This window comes from Microbacterium sp. SORGH_AS_0428 (assembly GCF_031453615.1).
GTDB lineage: Bacteria > Actinomycetota > Actinomycetes > Actinomycetales > Microbacteriaceae > Microbacterium.
In genome coordinates, this window is record NZ_JAVIZT010000001.1 from 781,324 (window position 1) to 805,616 (window position 24,293).

The 24,293-nt window shown below is 69.7% G+C and carries 24 protein-coding genes; 5 read left to right on the top strand and 19 right to left on the bottom strand.

Going from position 1 to position 24,293, the window contains the following annotated elements; translation table 11 throughout:
- Positions 1-48: 48 nt before the first annotated feature.
- The 6 genes from miaA to QE374_RS03880 all read right to left on the bottom strand — a co-directional run bounded on the left by miaA (position 49) and on the right by QE374_RS03880 (position 6,438).
- Positions 49-960, bottom strand: a complete 912-nt coding sequence (miaA, locus tag QE374_RS03855) for a tRNA (adenosine(37)-N6)-dimethylallyltransferase MiaA (protein WP_309732327.1) — start codon at positions 958-960, stop codon at positions 49-51.
- On the bottom strand, positions 960-2,504 hold the full coding sequence (gene miaB, locus QE374_RS03860) for a tRNA (N6-isopentenyl adenosine(37)-C2)-methylthiotransferase MiaB (protein WP_309732329.1): 1,545 nt from the start codon (positions 2,502-2,504) through the stop codon (positions 960-962). The genes miaA and miaB overlap by 1 nt, the downstream gene beginning before the upstream one ends.
- 77 nt (positions 2,505-2,581) lie before the next feature.
- Positions 2,582-4,360 (bottom strand): choice-of-anchor G family protein, encoded by a 1,779-nt coding sequence (locus QE374_RS03865; protein ID WP_309732331.1) that lies wholly within the window; start codon positions 4,358-4,360, stop codon positions 2,582-2,584.
- A complete protein-coding gene (locus QE374_RS03870; RefSeq protein ID WP_309732332.1) occupies positions 4,357-5,088 on the bottom strand; it encodes a hypothetical protein in 732 nt (243 codons plus the stop codon). The genes QE374_RS03865 and QE374_RS03870 overlap by 4 nt, the downstream gene beginning before the upstream one ends.
- A 10-nt stretch (positions 5,089-5,098) precedes the next feature.
- On the bottom strand, positions 5,099-5,719 hold the full coding sequence (locus QE374_RS03875) for a signal peptidase I (RefSeq protein ID WP_309732334.1): 621 nt from the start codon (positions 5,717-5,719) through the stop codon (positions 5,099-5,101).
- A 20-nt stretch (positions 5,720-5,739) separates the two neighbouring features.
- The gene (locus QE374_RS03880; RefSeq protein ID WP_309732335.1) at positions 5,740-6,438 is read right to left on the bottom strand and encodes a SipW-dependent-type signal peptide-containing protein; all 699 of its coding nucleotides are present in this window, start codon (positions 6,436-6,438) and stop codon (positions 5,740-5,742) included.
- Positions 6,439-6,763: 325 nt separating this feature from the next.
- Between QE374_RS03880 and QE374_RS03885 the strand changes: the two genes are divergently transcribed.
- A complete protein-coding gene (locus tag QE374_RS03885) occupies positions 6,764-9,358 on the top strand; it encodes a LuxR C-terminal-related transcriptional regulator (protein ID WP_309732337.1) in 2,595 nt (864 codons plus the stop codon).
- A gap of 10 nt (positions 9,359-9,368) precedes the next feature.
- Here QE374_RS03885 and QE374_RS03890 read toward each other — a convergent pair whose 3' ends face one another.
- From QE374_RS03890 to QE374_RS03940, 11 genes are all read right to left on the bottom strand, one after another.
- The gene (locus QE374_RS03890; RefSeq protein WP_309732339.1) at positions 9,369-10,073 is read right to left on the bottom strand and encodes a regulatory protein RecX; all 705 of its coding nucleotides are present in this window, start codon (positions 10,071-10,073) and stop codon (positions 9,369-9,371) included.
- A complete protein-coding gene (recA, locus tag QE374_RS03895) occupies positions 10,070-11,116 on the bottom strand; it encodes a recombinase RecA (protein WP_243227207.1) in 1,047 nt (348 codons plus the stop codon). Before recA ends, QE374_RS03890 begins: the two co-directional genes overlap by 4 nt.
- Positions 11,117-11,343: 227 nt before the next feature.
- Positions 11,344-11,565 (bottom strand): DUF3046 domain-containing protein, encoded by a 222-nt coding sequence (locus QE374_RS03900; protein ID WP_309732342.1) that lies wholly within the window; start codon positions 11,563-11,565, stop codon positions 11,344-11,346.
- Positions 11,566-11,874 carry a helix-turn-helix domain-containing protein gene (locus tag QE374_RS03905; RefSeq protein WP_137416575.1) on the bottom strand — a complete coding sequence of 103 codons (309 nt, stop codon included), beginning with the start codon at positions 11,872-11,874 and terminating at the stop codon, positions 11,566-11,568.
- Between the two features lie 140 nt (positions 11,875-12,014).
- Positions 12,015-12,557 (bottom strand): CinA family protein, encoded by a 543-nt coding sequence (locus QE374_RS03910; RefSeq protein WP_309732346.1) that lies wholly within the window; start codon positions 12,555-12,557, stop codon positions 12,015-12,017.
- Positions 12,547-13,131: a CDP-diacylglycerol--glycerol-3-phosphate 3-phosphatidyltransferase gene (gene pgsA / locus QE374_RS03915; RefSeq protein WP_309732348.1), complete on the bottom strand. Its 585-nt coding sequence runs from the start codon at positions 13,129-13,131 to the stop codon at positions 12,547-12,549. Before pgsA ends, QE374_RS03910 begins: the two co-directional genes overlap by 11 nt.
- A 27-nt stretch (positions 13,132-13,158) precedes the next feature.
- Entirely contained in the window at positions 13,159-15,858 is a 2,700-nt protein-coding gene (locus tag QE374_RS03920) for a DNA translocase FtsK (protein ID WP_309732350.1), read from the bottom strand.
- Positions 15,859-15,914: 56 nt separating this feature from the next.
- Positions 15,915-16,409, bottom strand: coding sequence for a GNAT family N-acetyltransferase (locus QE374_RS03925; RefSeq protein ID WP_309732351.1), 495 nt, complete (start codon positions 16,407-16,409; stop codon positions 15,915-15,917).
- Between the two features lie 24 nt (positions 16,410-16,433).
- Positions 16,434-18,110: a ribonuclease J gene (locus QE374_RS03930; RefSeq protein ID WP_309732352.1), complete on the bottom strand. Its 1,677-nt coding sequence runs from the start codon at positions 18,108-18,110 to the stop codon at positions 16,434-16,436.
- A gap of 94 nt (positions 18,111-18,204) precedes the next feature.
- Positions 18,205-19,182 carry a 4-hydroxy-tetrahydrodipicolinate synthase gene (gene dapA, locus QE374_RS03935; RefSeq protein WP_309732355.1) on the bottom strand — a complete coding sequence of 326 codons (978 nt, stop codon included), beginning with the start codon at positions 19,180-19,182 and terminating at the stop codon, positions 18,205-18,207.
- 166 nt (positions 19,183-19,348) lie between these two features.
- Positions 19,349-20,185 (bottom strand): DUF559 domain-containing protein, encoded by an 837-nt coding sequence (locus tag QE374_RS03940; RefSeq protein WP_309732357.1) that lies wholly within the window; start codon positions 20,183-20,185, stop codon positions 19,349-19,351.
- 407 nt (positions 20,186-20,592) lie between these two features.
- Between QE374_RS03940 and QE374_RS03945 the strand changes: the two genes are divergently transcribed.
- Positions 20,593-21,132, top strand: a complete 540-nt coding sequence (locus QE374_RS03945) for an NUDIX hydrolase (protein ID WP_309732359.1) — start codon at positions 20,593-20,595, stop codon at positions 21,130-21,132.
- A 1-nt stretch (position 21,133) separates the two neighbouring features.
- Here QE374_RS03945 and QE374_RS03950 read toward each other — a convergent pair whose 3' ends face one another.
- Complete coding sequence (locus QE374_RS03950; RefSeq protein ID WP_309732361.1) at positions 21,134-21,898, bottom strand: SDR family NAD(P)-dependent oxidoreductase; 765 nt, start codon at positions 21,896-21,898, stop codon at positions 21,134-21,136.
- A 36-nt stretch (positions 21,899-21,934) separates the two neighbouring features.
- Between QE374_RS03950 and QE374_RS03955 the strand changes: the two genes are divergently transcribed.
- Positions 21,935-22,426 carry a DUF6578 domain-containing protein gene (locus QE374_RS03955; RefSeq protein WP_309732363.1) on the top strand — a complete coding sequence of 164 codons (492 nt, stop codon included), beginning with the start codon at positions 21,935-21,937 and terminating at the stop codon, positions 22,424-22,426.
- On the opposite strand, the gene thyX is transcribed toward QE374_RS03955, so the two are convergent.
- Positions 22,427-23,167, bottom strand: coding sequence for an FAD-dependent thymidylate synthase (gene thyX / locus QE374_RS03960; RefSeq protein ID WP_309732364.1), 741 nt, complete (start codon positions 23,165-23,167; stop codon positions 22,427-22,429). It abuts the gene before it with no gap.
- A gap of 93 nt (positions 23,168-23,260) precedes the next feature.
- On the opposite strand from thyX, the gene QE374_RS03965 reads away from it, so the two are divergent.
- Entirely contained in the window at positions 23,261-23,698 is a 438-nt protein-coding gene (locus tag QE374_RS03965) for a thioredoxin family protein (RefSeq protein ID WP_309732366.1), read from the top strand.
- The gene (locus QE374_RS03970) at positions 23,691-24,260 is read left to right on the top strand and encodes a DUF4395 domain-containing protein (protein WP_309732368.1); all 570 of its coding nucleotides are present in this window, start codon (positions 23,691-23,693) and stop codon (positions 24,258-24,260) included. Before QE374_RS03965 ends, QE374_RS03970 begins: the two co-directional genes overlap by 8 nt.
- Positions 24,261-24,293: the final 33 nt, after the last annotated feature.

The window sequence follows — 24,293 nt, forward strand, 5'->3', positions numbered from 1 at the left end:
CAGTCTACGGGCGGGGCAGGGCCGGGCCGTCCGCGCGTCGAGGCGTCGTCACGCCTCGACGATATCCGCGACCGCCATGCCCGCCGTGATGCGGCGGGCTGCCGTGTAGCGACGGAACCAGGAGACCTGACGCCGTGCGTACCGCCGGGTGAGCGCCTGCGTCTGCGCGATCGCCTCGTCGCGACTCAGCCGGCCGTCGAGCTCGCCGAGGGCCTGCGCGTAACCGATGGCCCGCCGCGCCGTGACCCCGGCGTCGAGCCCCCGGTCGCGCAGGGCCGCGACCTCGTCGAGGAGGCCGTCTCGCCACATCTGATCCACGCGAGCGTCCAGCCGCGGCACGAGCACGTCGCGCTCCTCGTGAGTGATCAGCAGGTGGGTGCGCGGGTGCCAGAGACGTGGGTCTTCGGGCAGCACCGCACCGTGCGTCGCGGCACCCTGTGCCAGAATCTCGAGCGCCCGCACGATCCGCCGGCCGTTGTGCGGATCGACGCGTTCCGCGGTCACCGGGTCCGCAGTGCGGAGGCGCTCGTACAGTGCTCCGGGGCCGAGCTCGTCCAACTCCGCCTCCAACGCCTGGCGCAACGCTTCGTCCCGCGGAGGGAAGCGGAAGTCGTAAGCGACCGCGGAGACATACAGCCCCGAGCCTCCGACGAGGATCGCGTCGGCGCCGCGCGCGTTGATCGCCTCGATCGCCTGCCGGGCGCGCGGCTGGTAGTCCGCCACGGCGGCTTCCTCGGTCACCTCGAGCACGTCGAAGAGGTGATGCGGGATTCCACGGCGCTCGGCGACCGGAAGCTTGGCCGTTCCGATGTCCATGCCGCGATACAGCTGCATGGCGTCGGCGTTGACGATCTCCGCCGCCAGCCCTCGTGCGCGAAGCTCCTCGGCCAACGCGAGCGAGATCCCGGTCTTTCCCGTGCCGGTGGCCCCGGCCACGATCCACAGCCGGGGCGCGGACATCACTGCTCCCGGCGAAGCGACGGCAGCCCCAGGGAGACCGCCTTCGGGGCGGAGCCCGCGGGGGCGGGCACTCCGCAGGAGTCGGCTTCCGCGCGATCCCACGCGTCACCCGATCGGGTGCGACGGATCACGAGCGGAGCGCCGTCGGGCGAATCGGCCAGGAGGTGGAAGGGAGCCGCATGCGTCACCACGACCGAGACGACGTCGCCGGGGCGCGGCACCGGCGAGGCCTCAGGCACCTCGAAGTGCACGAGCCGGTTGTCTTCGGCGCGTCCGGTGAGACGGCGCGTGGCGGCATCCTTCTTGCCCTCACCGGCCGAGACGAGCACGTCGAGGCGGCGACCCACCTGCTTCTGGTTCTCCTCGAGGCTGATGCGCTCCTGAAGGGCGACGAGGCGCTCGTAGCGCTCCTGCACGATCTCCTTCGGCACCTGCTCGTCCATCGTGGCGGCAGGAGTGCCCTCGCGGATCGAGTACTGGAACGTGAAGGCGCTCGCGAACCGCGCCTGTTCGACCACTCGCAGAGTCTCCTGGAAGTCCTCTTCCGTCTCGCCCGGAAAGCCGACGATGATGTCGGTGGAGATCGCGGCGTGCGGAATCCGCGCACGCACCCGGTCGAGGATGCCGAGGAAGCGCTCCGAACGGTACGAACGGCGCATGGCCTTGAGGATGCGGTCGCTGCCGGACTGGAGAGGCATGTGCAGCTGCGGCATCACGGCGGGCGTCTCGGCCATCGCGTCGATGACGTCGTCCGTGAAGGCGGCGGGGTGAGGGCTCGTGAACCGGATCCGCTCGAGGCCCTCGATCTCTCCCGCGGCGCGCAGGAGCTTGCCGAAGGCCTGACGGTCACCGAACTCCACGCCGTAGGAGTTGACGTTCTGCCCGAGCAGCGTGACCTCGATCGCGCCGTCTTCGACGAGCAGCCGGATCTCGCTCAGGATGTCGCCAGGGCGACGGTCCTTCTCCTTGCCGCGCAGGCTCGGAACGATGCAGAACGTGCAGGTGTTGTTGCAGCCTACGGAGATGGAGACCCAGCCGCTGTAGACGCTGTCACGCTTGGTGGGCAGCGTCGACGGGAAGACGTCGAGGGACTCGAGGATCTCGAGCTCGGCCTCCTCATTGTGCCGTGCCCGCTCGAGGAGCTTCGGCAGCGACCCCATGTTGTGGGTACCGAAGACCACATCGACCCACGGCGCCTTGTCGACCACCGTCTGCTTGTCCATCTGCGCGAGGCAGCCGCCGACAGCGATCTGCATCCCCGCATGGGTGCTCTTGCGGGACTTCAGGTGCCCCAGGGTGCCGTAGAGCTTGCCCGCGGCGTTGTCGCGCACCGCGCACGTGTTGATCACGACCACGTCGGCTTCGGCGCCGGGCTCGACGGGGACGTACCCCGCCGACTCCAGCGACCCCGAGAGTCGCTCTGAGTCGTGCACGTTCATCTGGCAGCCGAAGGTGCGCACCTCGTAGGTCCGCGCGCGTCCGTCGGCGTCGAGCGCCGCGGGCGAGGCGGCGATGAGGGTCGGAGCGCTCGAGGGGATCGTCATGATGGGAGCCATTCTACGTTCGCGCTCCCGGCCGGAGGGATGCGGGACACGTGGCGCCGTCTCCCGCATCCCCGCGCTCAGGGAGCGGCCACCGGTCCCGCCGATGCCGTGCCCAGGGTGACGGTCGCGATGCTCGCGGGGGTGGCGAACGGCGCGAACCCGAGGCGCAGGGCTGAGACGCGGTACTGCGCTGTCGACTCGGGTCCCGCGGCGGCGTAGCCGACGCCCGGAGGGGCGTTCGCCTGGTCGGGCTGCACGTTGACCATGATCGACAACACGGAGGGCAGCGCATTGACGACACTCCCCAACGCCGTGAGGACGGCGTTCACCGCGGTGGAGAGCGTGGTGCCCAGCGTCGTGATCGCGGCGAGCACCGTAGTCGTGATCGAATTCGCCGCTGCTGTCACCAACGTCGGCCCGAGCGCCGTCACGGTGGAGACGAGCGAGGACACCGTCGGCAGCCCCAATGCGGCGAGAAGCGTGTTGATCGGCCCTGTCACGCCCGCCGCAGCGGCGGACACCGTGAAGGCCGCCGTGCCGTCCAGCACGGCTCCGATCGTTCCTGTGAAGTCGATGCCCACGTTGAGCACGTTCAGGCCGGGCAGCACCAGGGGAGGAAGAGGCGGAACCGAGGGGACGGTGACCCCCGGCGCTGCGACGACGGCATCCAGATCGATGGTCACAGTGGCGGCACGCACGGCGGCGGTCACGGCGGCGACGACCTGCGAACTCCAGTTGTCCAGGAGAGTGCCGACTCTGGTCACGATGGGGTTGAGGACCGTGTTGTTCAGCACGATCTCGGTGTTGGGTGCCGCGTTGTTCAGCGAGGGCAGCAGCGCATCCAGATCGACATCGATCAGGCCGGACTGCAGATCGACCGTCACGACACCATCGGTGAGGGGCGTCGTGAGCAAGGTGCTCACGGAGCTCGCGAGGTTCAAGCCCGTGATGGTCACCGCGCCACCGATGGATGTGGTGAGCACGGCCGGCAGCGCCAGATCGAGTCCTGCACCGAGGGTGTTCGACAGCACTCCCGACGATCCCGTCAGTGAATCCACTGCCGTCTGTATCGAGCTGACACCCGAGTTGACGTTCGTCACGAGCGCCGAAACCGCCGGCGAATCCAGTCGCAGCCCCAGCCCGGCGATGCCGTATGCACGCGTCACGATCGGCGCGGAGGGCGCGATCCCCCACAGCTGCTCCCGCAGCGCCGCGCAGCCGTCGAGCACAGAGCTGGCCGCCACGGCCCCCACCTGCAGTTGGGCGTCGGCGATGCCCGCGATCGGCGGGAGCAACTGCCCGATGCGCACCGTGGCGGGCGACGGCAGATCCGCGGGAGGCGTCGTACCCGACACCTGGACGGCGCCGGAGTTGTTGATCAGACCGGACGCCCCCGCGGCCGAACCGAAAGTGTCGACGCGGGCATACTGATTCGCCGCGCCGAGCGCGGCCCCGGGGAGCGGGACGGAGAATCCCGTCAGATTCACACCGACGATGCTCAGCAGCGAGAGGTCGAAGGGATTGGCGTAAACGTAGCTCGAGGGGGGCATGGAGCCGAGATCGGCTGCATCCGCGGGCGAGATGTCCGCCCCGTCCTCGTCGAGCGCCAGTGTCATCTGCTCGAGATCGGCCACCGGATCGAGGCTCGTTCCGAGAAGGCTTCCCGACAGGAAGCGTCCGTAGGAGGTCGATTCGAACCCGGTGTCCTGACCGCAGATCAGCGACGACGTGCCGACGTCGTCCGCGTGGACCCACTCGGCGTCCGTCCACGACGCCGACGTCGCGGTGATGCTCGAAGGAATCAGAAGAGCGGCCGACGCAGCGATCGACAACGGCACCAGTTTCCGCGTGTTCATGCCCCCACCTCCCGACGGCACAGCCGCAGCGCCGCGCCGAAGCCCAAGAGCCCTGCCGCGATGGCGCCGACGGCCAGCAGCATTCCCACATCCGTCCCGGTGGTGGCCAGACCTCCCGCGCCCGGGGAGTCAGCGGGCCGGTCCACCGCCACGGCGGTCAGACCGACGCCCATGCGCCCCGTCAGACCCATGAGACTCGTGTCCGCGCGCGCTGCCGCGTCGTCGTCGACCGACAGTGTGACGAGCAGGTACTCCGGCGAGGTGGGTGTGAGCGGGCGCAGCTCGAAGACAGGAGAGGAGGCGGTGAAGTCGTCCGCCGGAGTGGCGACAGCGACGGCTCGTTCGCCGGACGCGCAGACCGGCGCCGTGTCGAGGGAACTCCACGGCACGTCGCAGACGGCGACCGACATCGTCAGCCCGCGCGGATGATCCACCAGCTCGCCCTCCTTGCGCAGCTCCAGAGCGAGGGTCGCGCGCGAAGCATCCTCGAGACGTGCTCCCACCTGCCAGAACGCTGCTTCCCCGGGGCTGATGTCGAGGAACTCTGCGGGATAGGGCTCGCTCGACAGGACGAGGCGTCCGGGAGCGCCAGTGGGCGGAACATCGATCAGTGCGGCGTTGGCCTTGGCAGCCAGCAGCACTCCGCCGGCGACCATGAGCGCAGCGGACAGAACGGCGACGAGCACGCCGACCGATCGTCGCCACGCGGGTAGGAAGACCTCTGACACGGACAACTCCTCAGTCTCGAATGACGGCCGCATCCGGATCTCCGCGCGGCGGACGGGATGCGGAGGGCCACAACACCCAGGCGATCGCCGCGGCGAGACCGATGGCCAGGACGATGCTGACGAGAGGCGACTTGGCCCAGATGATGACCCACCCTGCGTACGGGGTGGAGACCAGGACGCGCGGCGCCTCCTCGACGATGTAGCGCGCGGAGTCCACGAACGAGTTCGCGTCTCCGCGGAGGGTGAGCTCCCGCGCGGACGGCCGTCCCGCGACGTCGTCGATCTCGACGATGCGGTGGGTGACCGGCGTCACGCCGTCCTCCTTCAGGACCGTCACGACGTCGCCGACCTTCAGCTCGGCGGCGGCGACGCGCTGCACCACCGCAGCGGCTCCCGTGGGCATCGTGGGACTCATCGACCCCGTGACGAAGACGATGACCGACAGCGACAGGATCGAGGACACCGCGAGCCAAAGCAGCGTGAGAGCGCCGAGGACGCCGAGAGCGGCGAGCAGGGCATCACGGAAGCGGCGCGGCCGCTCCGGGGAGGAGCCCGCAGGCTCCGCCCCGGCCCCGTCGTCGCCGGCGGAGGCAATGAGTGTCGCGCGTGAGCGACGGGGTGCGGTCGTCATGACGGTCGTGTCCTGTTCGCTCAGGACTCGGCCTGGAACTCCCAGGCGGGCGCGATCGACAGGCCCATGTAGTCGTCGATCGTCGTGCCGCCGGCCAGCGGAACCGGGTCGGGCAGGGTGACCTCGAAGCAGTAGTACTGGACGGAGCCCGCGGCCGCTGCCAGAGCCTGCGCGGCAGAACCGCCGGTGGTGGCGAGCGGGCCGTCGGCGATGAGGGCGGGCGCACCGGGGGCGCCGCTGAAGGCCGAGGCGTCACAGGTGAAGGCGGCGTCGTCCGTCACGACGCGAACGTCCAGCGCCGCGAACAGGAGTCCTGCCGGATCGTCCGCGGCGACGCCTGCGGCCGGAACGGCCGGCTGTAGGTCGACGTCGCCGGCGACGGATGTCGTGGACGTGCGCAAAGCCACCTGCGCGTACACGCTGTCTCCGGGCGTGAGCGCTGTCGCGTCGATGCCGGTGTTCTCGAAGACGATCTCACCGCCCGGGTTGTCCGCCTCATCGGTCCAGGTGCCCGCCCCGAACGGCGCGACGGTGTTCTGCTGGACGGAGAAGGTCGATGTCCCCACGCCCGGACCACCCGCTCCATCGCCGCCGAACACCCACTCGGTGTCCGTCCACGCCGCGACAGTCGCGGTGACGCCGAGCCCGAGGGCCGCCGCTCCCGCCGTGATCGCGAACACCTTGCGCCGCGTGTGGCTGCGCTTGTCTTGCGTCTGCATTTCGACCCCAACCTCTTCGTGTGTGCGCCGGAAGCGTCGTCGCGTCCGGGAGACCCGCAGATCCACTCCGGACGCTAGGACGCGTCTTGCGGGCTGTCGCCCGGAGCAGGTGGATGTCGGTACCGGGCTGCGCAGTCCGCCGGTAGCCGGGAGGTCTCGGCTACCGCCCCACAGATCTGCTCTGCGTAGTACCGGCACGACAATTGCGTAGTGGCCTCAGCGACACCCCGTTGCCGAGGCCGCCGGCCTCGGTATCGTGGAGGGCGAGCGTCGGAGTTGATGCACCCCCGGCGCCCGCCTTATCCGGTGTCCTGGGGGGAGAGCCGTGCGAGACGAGACAGCGGATGAGGCCGCATCCGGACCGGACTCCGGGGATCGGCGAGAACTGCAGGAGGCGGCGGAATCGATCGAGGCCGGGGTCAGCGTCGTCGTCGCCGGCCCGCTCGGCACCGGGAAGACCGTGCTGACGCGTCGACTGGGGGAACGCCTGACCGAGCGAGGCTGCCAGCCGTTGTTCCTTCACCCCGCCCCTCTTCCCGGCGAGGCTCCCTTCGAGGCGCTCGATGCGGCGAACGACGAGCGGGCTGAACTCGTCCGCCGCGGCGCAACGCCCGCGGGCACCGTCGTGCTGGTCGACGATGCACAGGATCTGGACGAGGCATCGGTGACGGCCCTGTCCCGCGCCGTCTACGCACGGCGAGCAGTCGTGCTGTTCGCGCTCTCGGTCCCGCGCGTCGCCGATGCGGCGGGTGCGGGTGTCGCGACGACGACCATCCTCGATCTCTGGCTGCGCGGCTTCGCGCAGCGCATCGACCTCACGCCCGTCTCGGAGCGGCGGGCGCGCATCATCGTGGACCGCCTGTCCCGTGGACTGCTGGATCGGATCACGACGGAGGCGATCGTCTGGCAGGGAAACGGCTCGCGCACTCTCCTGCGCGAGCTGACCCGGACGGCCGTGGCCGCCGTCGAATCCGACGTGGACCCGCTTGAGGCGATCCGATCGGCCCCCGCGCAGGGTGGTCTCTCCGCGGCGACCGACGCGCACATACGTGAGCTGGACGTGGACCGAATGCGCACGCTCGTCCTCATCGATCGCGCGCCGGGTCTCCCCTACGGCGACGCCGTACGCTGCGTCGGACGATCCTCGCTCGACGGCCTGCTCGCCAGCGGGTTCCTGACCGAGGACGGATCGGCCATGCGTCGTCTGCACGCCGTGACGCCTCTCGCCCGCGCGGCAGCGCGTCGATTGGGCGGGGAGTACGCGATCGCTCTCGCCGACCGCAGCGTCGCGGATCTCCTACCCCGCGCGGGAGAGCCGGTGGACGAAGCACTCGCCAATGCCGTCGCGTCTCAACTGTTCCTTCATCCGCACGCGGCAGCCGCGCTCGCCTCGGAGACCAGGGAAGAGGTGCTCGTCGGCGCGGCGCGCAGCGCCAACGATCACGAGGACTACGGAATCGCCGCGGCGTACGCTGCACTGGGGCTGGAGGGAGGTGACTCGGAACGGCTGCGGGTCGAGCACTTCTATGCGCGGACGATGCTCGCCGATGCCGTGAGCGCCCCGCGCTCGGTCGGCGGCCTGTCAGGTGCGGCTCGCGTCCGCGCGGCGATGCTCCGGACTCGCCTTGCGACCCGCAGCCGGCACGCGCCCGCGGAGGAACTCGAGCGAGCTCTCGCGGATACGATCGCCGGCGCAGAGAGCTCCGCCGGGGAGCACCTTGAGCATCAACTCCTCGAGGCGCAACGAGCGACCGCCGAGATGCGGTGGGAGGACGGGGTCCGCGCAGCCGAAGCAGTCATCACCGATGCGCCTGCAGAGGTCGGAGTCCGTGTCCGTGCCCTAATGACTCTCGTCGTGACCACGGCCATGCGCGGCGACGGCGGCGCGACGCGGCGCGAGCTGGAACGCGTCCGACTGGTCCTGGACACGGATCACGACGGGCCGGTCGACGGGATCGCCCGCGCCTCGCTTCTCTGCGGCGCTCTCATGGCCGCACAGATCGTGGGCGAGGACCCGTCACCCCTCGGGCCGCATATCGCCGAACTGAGACGACTGGCCGTGCGCACCGGTTGTCGGCGGCTCACCGCGCTCACCGGGCTCGCGACCTCGCTGGCCCTGGCGCTCGATGCCGACACCGACGCGGCGGTGACGGAACTGCGGATGGCGCGGCGTCGACTCCACCCGGCTCCGCAGGATCCACTGGTTCCCTTCCTGAAGCTGTGCATCGCGTATCTCCTGGCGTTGCGCGGTCGAGCCGACGTGGCGGAGGAGATCCTCGCCCGGATCGGCGCGGTGTGGGGCACGGCCTCGCCCGTTCTCGAGCAGTCCTTTGCGGCGACCGAGAGCGTGGTCTCCCTCGTGGCGGGGCGTACCAATCTGGCGCGCGACGCGGCACGACGCGCCCTCGAGCTCTCTAGCCGGCTCGACGCTCCACCCGTGCGTGTGAGAGACCTCTACCGCGCGATCGTGCTGGGAATCGAACCCGATCGGATGCGACACGAGATCACAGCTGCGGCGGCGGAGTCGGACGCCGCCATTGTCGAGAGTCTCGTTCTGCTCGCCCTCGGCTCCGACGAGGGGAACACCACGGACGCTCTCGAACTCCTGCGACGCACGGTCGCGTGGGCCGGCTCGACGCCGGGCTCCTCCGGGCCGACGACGGCGCCCGCAATGTCGAGCACGAAGAGGACCCTCGCCGTCCTGACCCGACGTGAGCGCGAGATCGCCCATCTGATCGACGAGGGGATGAGCAATCGCGAGATCGCGAGCCGGTTGTTCCTGTCGGTGCGAACGGTCGAGTCCCATATCTTCCAGGCGCGGCGGAAGATTGGTGCGCGCACGCGTCGCGAGCTCGGCCGTTTCGTCACGCGCGGGCTGTCGCCGCAGAACGATCGGTGGCGCGCGGCACCGACCGCCTAACCCGAGCCGATCAGTCGAAGCGCGGGCCGCGGGCCGCCGGGCGACGCGCCTCCGCGAGCGCCTGGCGCGCCGCGGTCATCGCGACCGACGAGGGATAGCCTCGGCGAGCGAGCTGACCGACGAGCCTGCGCAGGGCGGCGTCGTCGTCGCGCCCTCCGATCGAGGTCGCTTTGCGCCGCGCGAACTCGAGAGCACGCTTGGCATCATCGTCGCCCACCGCACCCAGTGCGGCATCGGCGACGTCGCGCGGAACGCCGCGGCGCGCCATGGCCTGCGCGATCGCGACGCGCCCCTCACCCTTCCGGGAGACGCCGATGTGCACCAGCTGTTCAGCCAGGGCCGCATCGTCGAGATACGACAGGCGGAGGAAGTCCGTCACGATCTCCTCGACGGCGTCGCGCGACAGATCGCGCTGAGCGAGGAACGTGCGGGCTTCTCGTTCGGAGAGCGAGCGCGACCGGAGCTTGCGCAGGAGCGCATCGGACGCCGCCTGCGCGAGGGCCGCGTCATCCACCTCGGTATCGGTGTCGACGTCGTGCGACGCATCGAACGGCGAGGCGTCGCGCACACCGTCGGAATCGGGGGCGAAGAACGGACCGCTCCCCCGCGGGACCGACTCCTCGCGGGACCTCGCGGCGTCCGCCGCGCGTGCCCCGAAGAGCGGGATCACCGGGGCGAGGGCATCCGCCTCGCCCCGGTCGTCCTCGTGGGTCATGCCGGGCGTCGCTGAGCCAGCTCGTCTTCGACGGGCACCTCGACGACGGGGCCGATACCGAGCTTGGTCTTGATCTTCTGCTCGATCTCCGCGGCGACGTCGGCATTGTTGCGCAGGAAGTTGCGGGCGTTCTCCTTGCCCTGTCCCAACTGCTCGCCGTCGTAGGTGAACCAGGAGCCAGACTTCTTCACGATGCCCTGATCGACACCGAAGTCGATGAGGCTTCCCTCGCGGGAGATGCCGGTACCGAACAGGATGTCGAACTCGGCCTGCTTGAAGGGCGGCGCCATCTTGTTCTTCACGACCTTGACGCGGGTGCGGTTACCGACCGCCTCCGTGCCGTCCTTCAGCGTCTCGATACGACGGATGTCGAGGCGAACCGACGCGTAGAACTTGAGCGCCTTTCCACCCGCGGTCGTCTCCGGCGAACCGAAGAACACACCGATCTTCTCGCGGAGCTGGTTGATGAAGATGGCGGTCGTCTTCGTCTGGTTCAGACCACCCGTCAGCTTGCGCAACGCCTGCGACATGAGGCGCGCCTGCAGACCGACGTGGCTGTCGCCCATCTCGCCCTCGATCTCCGCCTTGGGCACGAGGGCCGCGACCGAGTCGATGACGACGAGGTCGATGGCGCCCGAGCGCACCAGCATGTCGGCGATCTCGAGCGCCTGCTCACCCGTGTCGGGCTGCGACACCAGGAGCTGGTCGATGTCGACGCCGAGCTTCTTGGCGTAGTCGGGGTCGAGCGCGTGCTCGGCGTCGATGAAGGCGGCGATTCCGCCCGCACGCTGCGCGTTGGCGATCGCATGCAGGGTCAGCGTGGTCTTACCGGAGGACTCCGGACCGTAGATCTCGATGATGCGTCCGCGCGGCAGGCCGCCGACGCCGAGTGCGACATCCAGCGCGATGGAACCGGTCGGGATGATCTCGACCGGGGCGCGGTCTTCGCTGCCCAGTCGCATGACCGAGCCCTTTCCGAACTGCCGGTCGATCAGGGCGAGTGCCGATTCGAGGGCTTTCTCGCGGTCTGCGGGTGAGGGCATGAGGGTTCCTTCTGCTCGATGTCGGTCGCCTGTAGGCTGCCGCGTCCACCCGGCACAGTGTCCGGCTTCGGCGGCAAGGCGTACGTGTCGTTGCGACATCTCCCACGGTAGGCAGGGCCTCCGACATCGCGTCGGAACACTCCGCATCCGTGGACAGACATCCCTCGGACGCCGTCTGTGCAGAACACTACGCGTGAATCGAACAGATCTTCGACGACACGCCGTCGTTATCGACGCGGTTCGAGCCGCCCCACTCCGTACCGCCGGTTCGGCGGGACATCCATCTCCGCGCACAGGGCGAGCCAGACGTCGCGCGTCGACTCCCCCGCGGCCAACGCCTGCGCCGCGGTGCGATCGCCCGCACCGGCGAGCACCAGATCATCCACCAGATAGCCGCCGCGCGAGCCGAACTCGTCCCGGACGGCGCGATCGAATTCGCTGCGGCGCATTCAGCGCAGCGAGAGTTCGGGGGATGCCATCGCGACCAGCTCGTCCGGAACCACGTCCGGGAAGGAGTTGATGCCTTCCAGAACCGACAGCCGGTCCGAGACCTCGCGCATGATCGTGGAGATGGGAACATCCAGCGCCTCGGCGACGGCGCCGAGGATCTCGCTCGAGGCTTCCTTCTGCCCGCGCTCGACCTCGCTCAGGTATCCCAGCGCGACACTCGCGCGACTGGCGACCTGTCGAAGGGTGCGGCCCTTCTGCTGACGGAGCTCACGAAGGACTTCGCCGATCTCATGACGTACCAGGATCATTTCGAGCCCTCCTTTTACCGAATCCGTCGTGCACCGGGTGCATAACGCTACAACAGTGCGTGCGGCCAATCTAATCCCGCGCCGCTGGGTGACGGATGAGAATCGCACAACGTAACCCAGTGGTAACCCGATCTGTTCCCTCAGAGCGCCTCGAGCACCATCCGCAGCGCGCGCCGCGCGGTGCGCTGACGGATCTGCTCCCGGTCGCCGTCGAGCTGCAGCAACTCGACTCTCGTGCCCAGCGGCGTCGACACCGCCACGAACACGGTTCCGACGGGTTGCCCGTCGGAGGACGTGGGCCCGGCGATCCCGGTCGTCGCGACACCGACATCCGCACCGGCGCCGTCCACCGCGACCGCCTCCCGCACGCCCTCGGCCATCTGACGCGCCACCTTCGCCTGAACCGGTCCCCCGAGCTCCAGCACGAGCGGGTCGACGCCGAGCAGGCTCTGCTTGAGCGCGGTGGCGTAGGCGACGATCCCGCCGCGCACGACCTTCGATGCACCGGCGACCGCGACCAGCTGGCTGCACACCTCACCGCCGGTCAGCGATTCGGCGATGCCGATGGTCCAGCCCAGCTCGCCGAGACGCTGGACGATGTGCTCCGCGTCCGTACGTCGCCCGCCGACGATCGAGGTCTGCTCATCGAGCGTGCTGTCGTCCATGAAGCGCTCAGCCGACATGGGCGCCCCCCGCACGACGTGCTCGGCGCCCCCGCACCTCGCTGACCACGTAGTCGATTCCGCTGGCGATCGTGAGGATGACGGCGATCCACATGGTGACCGTGTTCACGACGTGGATCCATTCCCCGACCAGCGGAGCCAGCGGCGCGAGCGCGAGCGAGAGCGCGATGGCCTGAGCCACCGTCTTGAGCTTTCCCATCCAGGCCGCAGCGAGGACGTGGTCGCTGACGACCGCGAACCGGTACACGGTGATGCCGACCTCGCGAACCAGCACCACGATGGTCACCCACCACGGCAGCTCGCCGAGAATCGACAGGCCCACGAAGGCGCATCCGGTGAGCGCCTTGTCGGCGATCGGATCCAGAAGCTTGCCGAGGTCTGTGACGATCTCGTAGCGCCGGGCGAGGTAGCCGTCGATGCCGTCCGTGGCGATCGCCACGACGAACAGCACAGTCGCCGCCCATCGCATCGCACCGCCCTCACCGGCATCGGCCAGCAGAAGCCAGAGGAAGACCGGCGCACACAGGATGCGCACGATCGTGATCGCGTTGGGAAGCTGTCGGGGAACCGCCACGATGCGAGCCTAGCGAGCGGGGAGCATTCAGTCGCGCCCGGTGAGGCTCCAGGCGTCTTCGGAGCCCTCTTCGCCGTCGACCACCTCGAGTCCGTCGAACTGCGAGTCCACCGCATCCGGTCCGTAGCGGTCGTCGACGGCCCCGCCGGCGGGCGGGTCCTCGCCGCGGAGGCGAGCGAGGACGCCGGGCAGCTGCTCGGGCGTCACCAGCACGTCGCGGGCCTTGGAACCTTCGGACGGACCCACGATCTCGCGGGACTCCATGAGGTCCATGAGGCGTCCCGCCTTGGCGAAGCCGACGCGCAGCTTTCGCTGCAGCATCGAGGTCGATCCGAACTGCGTGCCCACGACGAGTTCCGCCGCCGCGAGCAGGAGCTCGAGGTCGTCGCCGATGTCGGCGTCGATCTCCTTCTTCTCGGTGACGGCCGCCACATCCGCCCGGTACTCGGGACGGGCCTGGCCGGTGACGTGCTGCACGACCTTCTCGATCTCGGGCTCGCTGACCCAGGCGCCCTGCACGCGGATCGCCTTCGAGGCGCCCATCGGCAGGAAGAGGCCGTCTCCCTGACCGATGAGCCGGTCGGCGCCGGGCTGGTCGAGGATGACGCGGGAGTCGGTGACGCTGGTGACGGCGAAGGCGAGGCGCGACGGCACGTTGGCCTTGATAAGGCCCGTGACGACGTCGACGCTCGGGCGCTGGGTCGCCAGCACCAGGTGGATGCCGCTCGCACGCGCCAACTGGGTGATGCGAACGATGGAGTCCTCGACGTCGCGCGGCGCGACCATCATGAGGTCGGCGAGCTCGTCGACCACGACGAGGAGGTAGGGATACGGCTTCAGCACGCGCTCGCTGCCCGCGGGCAGCTGGATCTGACCCGCCACGACCGCCTTGTTGAAGTCGTCGATGTGTCGGAATCCGAACGACGCGAGGTCGTCGTAGCGCATGTCCATTTCCTTCACGACCCACTGCAGCGCCTCGGCGGCCTTCTTGGGGTTCGTGATGATGGGCGTGATCAGGTGCGGGACTCCGGCGTAGGACGTGAGCTCGACGCGCTTCGGGTCGATGAGCACCATCCGCACCTCGGACGGCTTCGAGCGCATGAGCAGGCTCGTGATCATCGAGTTGACGAAGCTCGACTTTCCGGAGCCGGTGGAGCCCGCGACCAGGAGGTGAGGCATCTTCGCGAGATTGGCGACGACGAAGCCTCCGCCGACGTCCTTTCCCACACCGATCGTCATGGGATGCGTGGACTGCAGCGCGTTCTGGGAGCGCAGCACGTCGCCCAGCGTCACGATCTCGCGGTCGGTGTTGGGGATCTCGACGCCGATGGCGCTCTTGCCGGGGATCGGCGCGAGGATGCGCACCTCGTTGGAGGCGACGGCGTAGGCGATGTTGTTGGTCAGCGCGGTGATGCGCTCCACCTTCACGCCCGGTCCGACCTCGACCTCGTACTGCGTGACGGTCGGCCCGCGCGAGAAGCCCGTGACCTTCGCGTCGACCTTGAACTGCTCGAACACGCCCATGATGGCGCGCACGACCGCATCGTTCGCCTCGGAGCGCGTCTTCGGTGCCGATCCCGCGGCGAGGGCCGCGACCGAGGGCAGAGAGTAGGAGGCGGCAGGCGGAACGCGATCGCCGCTGCCGCCGAAGCCCTCGATGCCGTCGAGAGTCGGCTGGGGACCGGAGTCGCCGTCGTCCTGCAGGCCCGCAGCGGCGCGGCTGTCCGCGACCGCTCGTTCGGCCGCGGCGATGACCGAGGGATCGATGACCTCGGTGAGCGCCTCCGGCGCCCCCGGCAGCGGCGGTGCGGGACGCGCGGGCTCGAGGGCGTTGTCGAAACCGCCGGCGACCGGGCTGTCGGTGAACAGGAGCTCGGTCAGATCCTGCGAGCCGGCGCCCTCGTCGGGGTCCTGCTCACGTCCGGTCTTGTTCCGACGCCACCACGGCATGGCCTCTGTCGCATCGTCGTCTCCGGCGACAGAGCCGGCTGCGTCCTTCGAGCGCTCGGCCTTCTCGGCCGGGTCCTGCCGCTCCGCTCCGAACATCCATGCGTACAGGTCGCCGAGGCGACGACCGATGCGGTTCGGGGGCGTACGGGTGAGGATGAGCACGCTGAGCACGGCCAGCAGGGTCAGCACGATGCCCGCGCCGACCGGCTGGAGCAGCAGCGCGAGAGGCTCCCCCGCCATCCAGCCGAAGAGGCCACCCGCGGTGCTGAGCGCGGGAAGGCCGGCCGACGGCTGCGGGCGCCCGCCGAGAACGTGGCAGAAGCCCGCGATGGTCAGGACGAAGAGCGCGAAACCGATTCCGATGCGGCCGTTGTCGTGCACCGATGCGGGATGGCGGAACAGCCAGCCGGCCAGCAGGACCAGGAAGACGGGCAGGATGAAGGAGACCCGGCCGACCAGCCCGCCGATGGAGTAGGCGCTGATGGCCGCCGAGACCTCGGTGCCGATGAAGAACCACTCGATCACGGCCCCGGCGACGGCGAGAAGGACGAGCAGGAACGGGAACCCGTCGCGACGCTGATCCTTCTCCAGCGTCTCGGGCCCGAACGTGCGGAACAGCCCGCCCGTGAGGTGCGCGAGTCCCATCCAGGCGCGGACGGCGACCGAGGGCCGATCGTCCTCTCCCACGTAGCGCTTGGGAGCGGGTTCCGGTTTGCGCGCGCGCGACGAACCGCCCTTCGCGGGGGCGCGACGCGTCGAGGCGGTACTGCGTGCCATGCTCCCACGGTAGATCCGACCTGCGACAGCGGTCGGTAGCCACGCGGCGAAGCGCCTCAGCGCAAGCGACGCACCATGGTGTCGCGCCCCTGGGCGGGAGAGGTCACGGCGAAGCCCTCGGAACGGTAGAGGGTCGCGGCGAAGTTGTCGCGCTCCACGCTGAGACTGAGGCGCGCGTAGCCCTCGGCCCGTGCCGCCGCCACCAGCTGCTGCAGCAGAGCGCGCCCCACCCCGTGGGCGCGCCACAGGGGGCGCACCCCGATCACGAGCTCCGGCACTCCCGTGCCGATGTACCCGAACCCCGGCTCGGTTCGCGGCAGCATCCGGTACCAGGCGGCGCCGATCCCTTCACCCTCCGGGCTCACCGCGACGAGACCCGTGTCGCCCGGCCGCTTCCACCCCGAGATGTATCGGGCGTGCTCCGGGGCCGCGAGGATCTCATGCCGCGGACGTGCCGCACCGGGCCGCCAGTTCGCGGCCTCGACCACCATGTCCGCGAGCAACACGCCGTCCGCCTGTTCGGCGGGGCGGATCCGGAAGCTCGCGGGCATGCCCGGATCATAGCGATGAAGCGGTCAGGCCTCGATCACCAGCGGCACGATCATCGGGCGCCGACGCAGACGCTGGTTCACCCAGCGGCCGATCGTGCGGCGGACGACCTGCGAGAGGGCGTGCGTGTCGCGCACGCCCGAGCCCGCCGCCTCCGCGAGCGCCGCGGCGATCTTGGGCTTGACGTCCTCGAACACCGAGTCGTCCTCGGCGAAACCGCGCGCGTGGATCTCCGGTCCGGTGATGATGCGCCCCGTGGAGGCGTCCACCACGACGATCACGGAGATGAAGCCCTCTTCCCCGAGGATGCGGCGGTCCTTGAGGTCTGCATCCGTGATCTCGCCCACGGTGGAGCCGTCGACGTAGACGAAGCCGATGTCGCGCTGACCGACGACGCGAGCCTCGCCGTCCTTGAGGTCGATGACCGTGCCGTTCTCGGCGAGGATCGTCCGTTCGGCGGGGATGCCGGTGTCCTGTGCGAGCTTGGCGTTGGCCATCAGATGGCGGTGCTCGCCGTGCACGGGCAGCACGTTGCGCGGCTGCAGGATGTTGTAGCAGTACAGCAGCTCGCCCGCGGCTGCGTGGCCCGAGACGTGCACCTTCGCGTTGCCCTTGTGGACGACGTTGGCGCCGAGCTTGGTCAGCCCGTCGATCACGCGGTAGATCGCGTTCTCGTTGCCGGGGATCTGGCTGGAGGCGAGGATCACGGTGTCGCCGGGGCCGGGCTCGATCTCGTGGTCGAGATTGGCCATCCGCGAGAGCACCGCCATGGGCTCGCCCTGAGAACCGGTCGACATGTAGACGATGCGATCGTCGGGCAGGTCGCGCGCCTTCTTGTAGTCGATGAGCACACCGTCCGGCACCTTGAGGTAGCCGAGGTCCTGGGCGATCGTCATGTTGCGCACCATGCTGCGCCCGAGGAAGGCGACCCGACGCCCGTGGGCGGCCGCCGCGTCGATGACCTGCTGCACGCGGTGTACGTGGCTCGAGAAGCTCGCCACGATCACCCGGCGCGGTGCACGACCGATGACCTGGTCGAGCACGGGACCGATGGAGCGCTCCAGCGGGGTGAACCCGGGGACGTCGGCGTTGGTGGAGTCGACGAGGAAGAGGTCGATTCCCTCCTCGCCCAGGCGCGCGAAGGCACGGAGGTCGGTGAGACGGCCGTCCAGGGGGAGCTGGTCCATCTTGAAGTCGCCGGTGGCCAGCGCCATGCCTGCGGGCGTGCGGATGGCGACGGCCAGGGCGTCGGGGATGGAGTGGTTCACCGCGACGAACTCGAGATCGAAGGGCCCGACCTGCTCGCGCTGACCCTCCGCGACCGTCAACGTGTACGACTTGACCCGGTGCTCCTTGAGCTTCGCCTCCACGAGGGCGAGCGTCAGCCCCGAACCGATGAGGGGGATGTCGTTCTTGAGCTTCAACAGGTACGGCACGGCACCGATGTGGTCCTCGTGGCCGTGCGTCAGCACGATTCCCACGATGTCGTCGAGCCGGTCGCGCAGGGGCGCGAAGTCGGGGAGGATCAGGTCCACGCCCGGCTGATGCTCCTCGGGGAAGAGCACGCCGCAGTCGACGACGAGGATCTTCCCGTCGTACTCGAAGATCGTCATGTTGCGACCGACCTCGCCCAGTCCTCCCAGGGGCGTGACGCGCAGCGTCCCCTGAGCGAGTGCGGGCGGATCGTAGACAGTGTTGGCCATACGTACCTCTCCGGATGCGGCCTGCGCCGCATCCGTGTTCTGCCCGCTGAAATGAAGGAGCGGGCTATGGGGCTCGCCTCGTGGCGAGCGGTTGTCAGCGTGTGGTTCCGTGCACCTTCGGCAGCGCGCCGCCGGCAGCGGCGTTGCGGTCGGGACGGAAGTTGGAGAAATCGGCACCGGGGACGTCGCGCACCAGGGCGAGCTCGTCCTCGATGATGGCGGCCTCCCACTCCTCCGGCCCCACGAGAGGCAGGCGGACGCGGGGGCTCGAGATGCGGCCGAGGCCGTGGAGGATGTACTTCGCGCTCACGGTGCCCGGCACGTGCGTCATGACGGCCCGAACCAGCGGCTCGAGTCGCTTGTGCTCGGACGTCGCCGTGGCGAGGTCGCCGCGGTTCACCGCATCCACGATCGCACGGTAGGGGGCCGCCGCGATGTTCGCGGTGACGCCGATGAGACCCGACGCTCCGATCGCGAGGTGCGGCAGCACGTTCGCATCGTCGCCCGAGAAGTACATCAGGTCGGTCTGGTTGAGCACGCGGCTCACCTCGCTGAAGTCGCCCTTCGCATCCTTGATCGCCAGGATGTTCGGATGCTTGGCGAGGCGCAGGATCGTCTCGTACTTGATCGGCACGCCGGTACGGCCCGGGATGTCGTAGAGGATGACGGGCAGATCCGTCGCGTCCGCCACGAGGCGGAAGTGCGTGAGGATGCCGGCCTGGGTCGGCTTGTTGTAGTACGGCGTGACGATCATGATGCCGTCCGCGCCGGCCTTCTCGCTCGCCCGGTACAGCTCGATCGCGTGAGCGGTCTCGTTCGAACCGCCGCCGGTGATGATCTTCGCTCGGCCGGACGCGACGCTCTTTCCGACCTCGACGAGACGGAGCTTCTCCGGGTCGGTCAGCGTCGAGGTCTCCCCCGTCGTACCGGTGACCACGATGCCGTCGGCTCCCGCGGTGATGACGTCGTCCATGTGCTTCTCGACGGCGGGCCAGTCCACCTCGCCGTCGGCGGTCATGGGAGTGACCAGCGCGACGAGCACCTGTCCGAAGGGGTTGCCCGTGTGCGTCATGTTCCCAGGCTATCGGTTCCGGCCGCCGCGACCCCACCGCATGAGCGCCGATCACCTTTCGCAGGCGGCGCGCGGATGCTGCGACATCTGCACGACCGCTGGGGCTGGTGCGACCCCGCGCGGCATGTGGGGCAACGGGAGACTCAACGACCGTGCAGATGTCACGTCACCGAAGGGAGGCGATCCGCATCCGTGACAACGTCGCCGAGATCGCGCGCTGCACGCGCTGCCAGTCGTGCACGACGAGCGCATAGTCGAAGCGCAGCGTCTCGTACCCCTGGGCAGCCGCCTCGGCATCACGCACCAGGTCCTTGTGGCGCAGGCTCGCGCCGTCGTGGTTGAGGCGGCCGTCGACCTCGATGATGAGCCTGCCGTCGACCAGGAAGTCCACGACGCCGACCCCTCGGACGAGGACCTGGCACTCCAGCGAGACGCCGAGCAGACGCAGTCGCAACCGGAGGAGCGATTCCAGCCCGCTGTCGGCATCCGGACGAGCGAGGTCGACGAGCCAGCGGAAGCGGGCAGGGAGACGCCTTCGCACCTCGTCCCTGTCCGCCCGGTCGAGCAGCCCGAGGCGCCACGCCGACTCGAACGCGGCGAAGAAGCTCTCTCCGCCGCAACAGGCCGCCAGATGGACGAGCGCCTGCACGATCGGCACGATGCCGAACGCAGACGCGCCCGCATCCCGGTGCACGATGCAGGCGCAGGACGGATGCGGGTGCGCGCGACCGTCGGGGCCGAGCCAGACGTGCAGTGCCGGCCGGTCCTCCAGCACCCACACACCGAGGACGCGGAGCGCCGCGGCACACGCGAGCTCCCCGCCGTGGGCTGCAGCGTCTCGGACATCGGGGTGCGCACCCAGCGCGTACACGCCTTTGCGCACCCGCTCGATCGCACCACGATCGGCGGCGCGAGCCAGCATGCTGCGCGACGCACCGATCTGGCCGGCGCGCGCGACTCCGCCGAGTGCGCGCAGCCTGTCGGCGATCGATGCGGAGTCCATCCGTCCACCCTGTGCGTCCGCGCCCCGGACATGACGCTCCTCCGGCGGATGCGGGACGACTCACCGTTCGAGGCGCCGTGGGGAGGTTCGATCGAGCTCGCACCGCGGGGCGGCACGCCGCGCCCATGCGACATCTGCACGGAGCGTGGTGTCAGAGTCACCTCGCGGGGCACCGAGAGCACTCGCAGCGCGTCCCGTCGTGCAGACGTCGCGGTACCCACCGCCGGCACCGTGTCGACGGCGTGCGGCCGGCGCCTTCGCGGATTCGCCTCCAGGTGCGGCGACATCTGCACGACCTGTGGTGCGCCTGTCGTCCCACGGGGCCCATGCGACTCTCGGTCACCGATCCGTCGTGCAGACGTCGCGGTGGCGCGGGTTCGCCGTGGGCGCCGCCGTAAGGTGGCCGCATGGTCTGGCATACGTCCGCAAGCCGCGTCGTCTACGAGAACCGCTGGATCCGGGTGAGGGAGGACGACGTGACCGGCCCGGACGGCGAGGGGATCTACGGCGTCGTCGAGATGCAGCATCCCGCCGTGTTCATCGTGGCACTGGACGACGAGGACAACGTCTGTCTCGTGTCGATGCAGCGCTACACCACCGGCCCCTCGTGGGAGGTGCCGGCGGGAGGCAGCGACGGCGAGGATCCGCTCCTCGCCGCTCAGCGGGAGCTCGCCGAGGAGACAGGCCTGGTCGCGGCGGAATGGGAGCATCTCGGCACCATGAACGCGCTGAACGGGGTCGCCGTCGCGCCCGAGCACGTGTTCCTCGCGCGCGGCCTCGCCCCCGCACCCGACAGCGCCCTCGCGCAGGACGAGGAGGGCATCGACGAGGTCGCGCGCGTCTCGTTCGCCGAGGCCCTCGCGATGGTCGCGGACGGCCGCATCAGCGATGGCGAGACCGTCGCAGCGCTCGCATACGCGGGCATCCGGCTCGGCCGTTTCGTCTGACTCAGCGGCCCCGCCGACCGAGTTTCGCGGCGAGTCGATCAGGGGCCACGCTCGCCAGCGCGGCGAGCGCGCGGTAGCGAACAGTCGGCACCGACACGGCCTTGCCGCGTGCCGCATCGCGCAGCGAAGGCGTCACCACGTCGGCGGGGTTCAACCACATCCAGCCTGCGATCCCCTCCTGTCCGCGGGCGAGACCGAGCCGCTCGTGGAAGTTCGTGTGCGTGTAGCCCGGGCACACGGCGGTGACCGTCACGCCGCGCGCCGCATAGGACGCATCGGCCCAGCGGCTGAACGACACGAGCCACAGTTTTGAGGCGCCGTACGTGGAGCGCGGGATGAACGCGGCGATGGAGGCGATGTTCAGGATGCGGCCGCTGCCGCGCGCGAGCATCGGGCCGAGCGCCGCGTGCATGAGCCGCATCGGCACCTCGACGTGCACGGCGAGGTGCCGCACCTCGTCCTCGATGTCGTTGCGCTCGAAATCGAGGGGAAGACCGAATCCGGCGTTGTTGACGAGGATCTCCACGGGCCGGTCCTGATCCGTCAGCCGGTCGATGACCGCGCGCCGCTCCTCCGCGTCCAACAGGTCTGCGACCAGCACCTCCGCCGCGACGCCGGATGCGGCGCGCACCTCGCGGGCGACCGCCTCCAGTGCCTCGGCGTCGCGGCCGACCAGCACGACGTCGGCGCCGCGCGCGGCGAGCTGCCTGGCGTACTCCGCGCCGAGTCCGGAGCTGGCACCGGTGATGAGAGCCGTCTTCGCCATGGGCCGAGCCTACGCGCCGGCGCCTATCGTGAACCCATGGTGGACGTGCTGCTCTGGGAATGGGAATGGGCGTGCTGCGGCGAGCCTTTCGCCGTGGGCGACCGCGTCGGGTTCGGGGTCGTGGAGGCGGACGAAGGGGTGCGCGAGCTCTGTGCGCCGGCGGCCGCCCCCGAGTTCGTCGAGACACACCACGAGCGCGAACCCGAGCTGCAGATCTCCGGCGTCGTGCGCGCCGTGTCCGCGCTCACGGTGGCGCACCGCACGACGCGCGTTCCGCGCCGGGGACGGGCATCGGAGACGGCGCGTTTCTCGGCACCGGGCGCGGAATGGGCGATCGAGGTGCGACCGACCCCGTACGTCCTGACATCCGAACGGTGTCCCGGCACGGCTCGGCTCGACCCGCTGCCCGGCGTCGGCCGCACGATCGACGAGGATGGCGACGAGAGCGCGGCCCCCGGACCGGATCCGGCGGACGGCGAGATCCGCCGCCACCTCGACGGCTATCTCGTCACGATCGACGAGGACTGATCACGGCGCGACGCGGCCGTTGGCGTTGAAGGCGGCGTGGGTGAGCGGCATGAGCTCGGTCCAGAACGCCTCCATCTTCTCGGCGCACATCTCGATCTCGCGCTGCGGGAACGACGGGAAGTGGGTTCCCTCCACCTTGGTGCGCAGCGAGAGGAAGTTCATGAGCGCACGGGCGTTCATGGTGACGTACATCGAGGAGTAGATGTTCAGCGGCAGTACGATCCGCGCAACCTCGCGGGCGACACCGGCGTCCAGCATCCGCTGGTAGGCCTCGAAGGCCTGGATGCTGGCGGCGCGGGTGGTCTCGTCGACCAGCTCGAACTGCTCGTCGGTGCCGGCGAGGAACTCGTACGCGCCGGGCTTGCCCACCTGGATGAGGTTGCGCTCGCGGGCCGGCACATAGAAGACAGGGCGCAGCTCGCGGTAGCGGCCCGACTCCTCGTTGTACGAGGCCATCCGGTGGCGCATGAACTCGCGGAAGACGAAGATCGGCGCCTGCACGTAGAACGTCATCGAGTTGTGCTCGAACGGTGAGCCGTGACGGTCGCGCATCAGGTAGTTGATGAGTCCGCGATCGCGCGCGGTCGCCTGGTCGCCGGATGCGGCGGACTCGAGCGTCTGCTCCCCCTGCGTCGACACGCGCGCGGCGAAGAGCACGTCGGAGTCGGAGGCGCTGGAACGGACGAGCTCGACCGTCACGTCGCTGCGGAACTGGATCTCGGCACTGGACGCGTCACTCACCCCCTCAGCGTATCCCGGCGCTGTGTTACGTACATGCGTCATCTTCGGCGGAATCGATGCCCGCGCATGCAGGCAGGTCTAGCCTGGGATGTCGTGGACCCCCTCATCGCCGTCGCCGTGCTGGCCGCGCTCCTCGCGGCGACCGTCGGCCTCGGTCTCGCCCTCCGCTGGCGTCAGAACCGGCCACGTCGCGTGGACCCGGACGAGGTGGTGGACCCGGCGCGTCTCGGCGCTCCCGCCCTGGGCGAGGTGGCCACGCTGCTGCAGTTCAGCACCGAGTTCTGTGCCCGTTGCCCCGGCGTGCACCGCACGCTCTCCGACATCGCCGCGGATCTACCCGGTGTGGTGCACCTCGACGTGGATCTCACGCACCGCACCGACATCGCCCAGCACTTCCGCGTCCTGCAGACGCCGACGACGCTCATCCTCGATCACCGGGGCACCGTGCGCACGCGGTTCGGCGGAACACCGCGCCGCGACGTGGTGGAGTTGGAACTCGCCCGCGTGACCGAGGAGTCGACCCGTGTCTGACCGTTCGCCCGCCCGGATCGATGTGCGCGGCCCCCGCTTCGCCGCCTCCCTCACCGCCGTGCTCCTGCTGATCGCGGTGCTTCTCGGCCTCACCGGCGCCTCGGCTGCTCCCTCTGCGGGAGCGTACGGGTGGTTCGCCTACCAACCGCTTGCCGAAGGAACGCTCACCTCTGCGCCCCTGGGAGCGGTGCTGACCCACCGGGCGGCCGATCCGGGCTTCATCCTTCTGGCCGTGATCGCCGCTCTCTTCCTGTGGGGTGTGGTGTCGCCGCGGACCGCACCGTGGGGCGTGCTGTACCGCAGACTCGTGCAGCCTCGCCTGCGCCCGGCGACCGAGTTCGAAGACCCGCGCCCGCCGCGATTCGCCCAGGGCGTGGGGCTGTTCGTCACGGTGATCGGACTGGTGCTGCATCTTCTCGGGGTGCCCTGGGCGCTCCCGATCGCCGCCGCGGCCGCGTTCGTGGCCGCCTTCTTGAATGCTGTGTTCGGCCTCTGCCTCGGCTGCCAGCTCTACCTGATCCTCGCCCGCGCGGGCATCATCCGCACCGCCCGCCCGGTCTGAGCACACGCCGGTGTCAAGACCGGCGCCTTCGCA

Coding starts and splice junctions, on each gene's coding strand:
- QE374_RS03880 (WP_309732335.1), bottom strand. CDS start 6,438: ATGCAGACGCAAGACAAGCGCAGCCACACGCGGCGCAAGGTGTTCGCG.
- QE374_RS03940 (WP_309732357.1), bottom strand. CDS start 20,185: ATGGACTCCGCATCGATCGCCGACAGGCTGCGCGCACTCGGCGGAGTC.
- QE374_RS03865 (WP_309732331.1), bottom strand. CDS start 4,360: ATGAACACGCGGAAACTGGTGCCGTTGTCGATCGCTGCGTCGGCCGCT.
- QE374_RS03925 (WP_309732351.1), bottom strand. CDS start 16,409: ATGCCCGCGAGCTTCCGGATCCGCCCCGCCGAACAGGCGGACGGCGTG.
- QE374_RS03900 (WP_309732342.1), bottom strand. CDS start 11,565: ATGCGCCGCAGCGAATTCGATCGCGCCGTCCGGGACGAGTTCGGCTCG.
- QE374_RS03930 (WP_309732352.1), bottom strand. CDS start 18,110: ATGGCCAACACTGTCTACGATCCGCCCGCACTCGCTCAGGGGACGCTG.
- QE374_RS03875 (WP_309732334.1), bottom strand. CDS start 5,719: ATGACGACCGCACCCCGTCGCTCACGCGCGACACTCATTGCCTCCGCC.
- recA (WP_243227207.1), bottom strand. CDS start 11,116: ATGCCCTCACCCGCAGACCGCGAGAAAGCCCTCGAATCGGCACTCGCC.
- QE374_RS03945 (WP_309732359.1), top strand. CDS start 20,593: ATGGTCTGGCATACGTCCGCAAGCCGCGTCGTCTACGAGAACCGCTGG.
- miaB (WP_309732329.1), bottom strand. CDS start 2,504: ATGACGATCCCCTCGAGCGCTCCGACCCTCATCGCCGCCTCGCCCGCG.
- QE374_RS03890 (WP_309732339.1), bottom strand. CDS start 10,073: ATGACCCACGAGGACGACCGGGGCGAGGCGGATGCCCTCGCCCCGGTG.
- QE374_RS03920 (WP_309732350.1), bottom strand. CDS start 15,858: ATGGCACGCAGTACCGCCTCGACGCGTCGCGCCCCCGCGAAGGGCGGT.
- dapA (WP_309732355.1), bottom strand. CDS start 19,182: ATGACGCACACGGGCAACCCCTTCGGACAGGTGCTCGTCGCGCTGGTC.
- QE374_RS03955 (WP_309732363.1), top strand. CDS start 21,935: ATGGTGGACGTGCTGCTCTGGGAATGGGAATGGGCGTGCTGCGGCGAG.
- QE374_RS03910 (WP_309732346.1), bottom strand. CDS start 12,557: ATGTCGGCTGAGCGCTTCATGGACGACAGCACGCTCGATGAGCAGACC.
- miaA (WP_309732327.1), bottom strand. CDS start 960: ATGTCCGCGCCCCGGCTGTGGATCGTGGCCGGGGCCACCGGCACGGGA.
- QE374_RS03950 (WP_309732361.1), bottom strand. CDS start 21,898: ATGGCGAAGACGGCTCTCATCACCGGTGCCAGCTCCGGACTCGGCGCG.
- QE374_RS03905 (WP_137416575.1), bottom strand. CDS start 11,874: ATGATCCTGGTACGTCATGAGATCGGCGAAGTCCTTCGTGAGCTCCGT.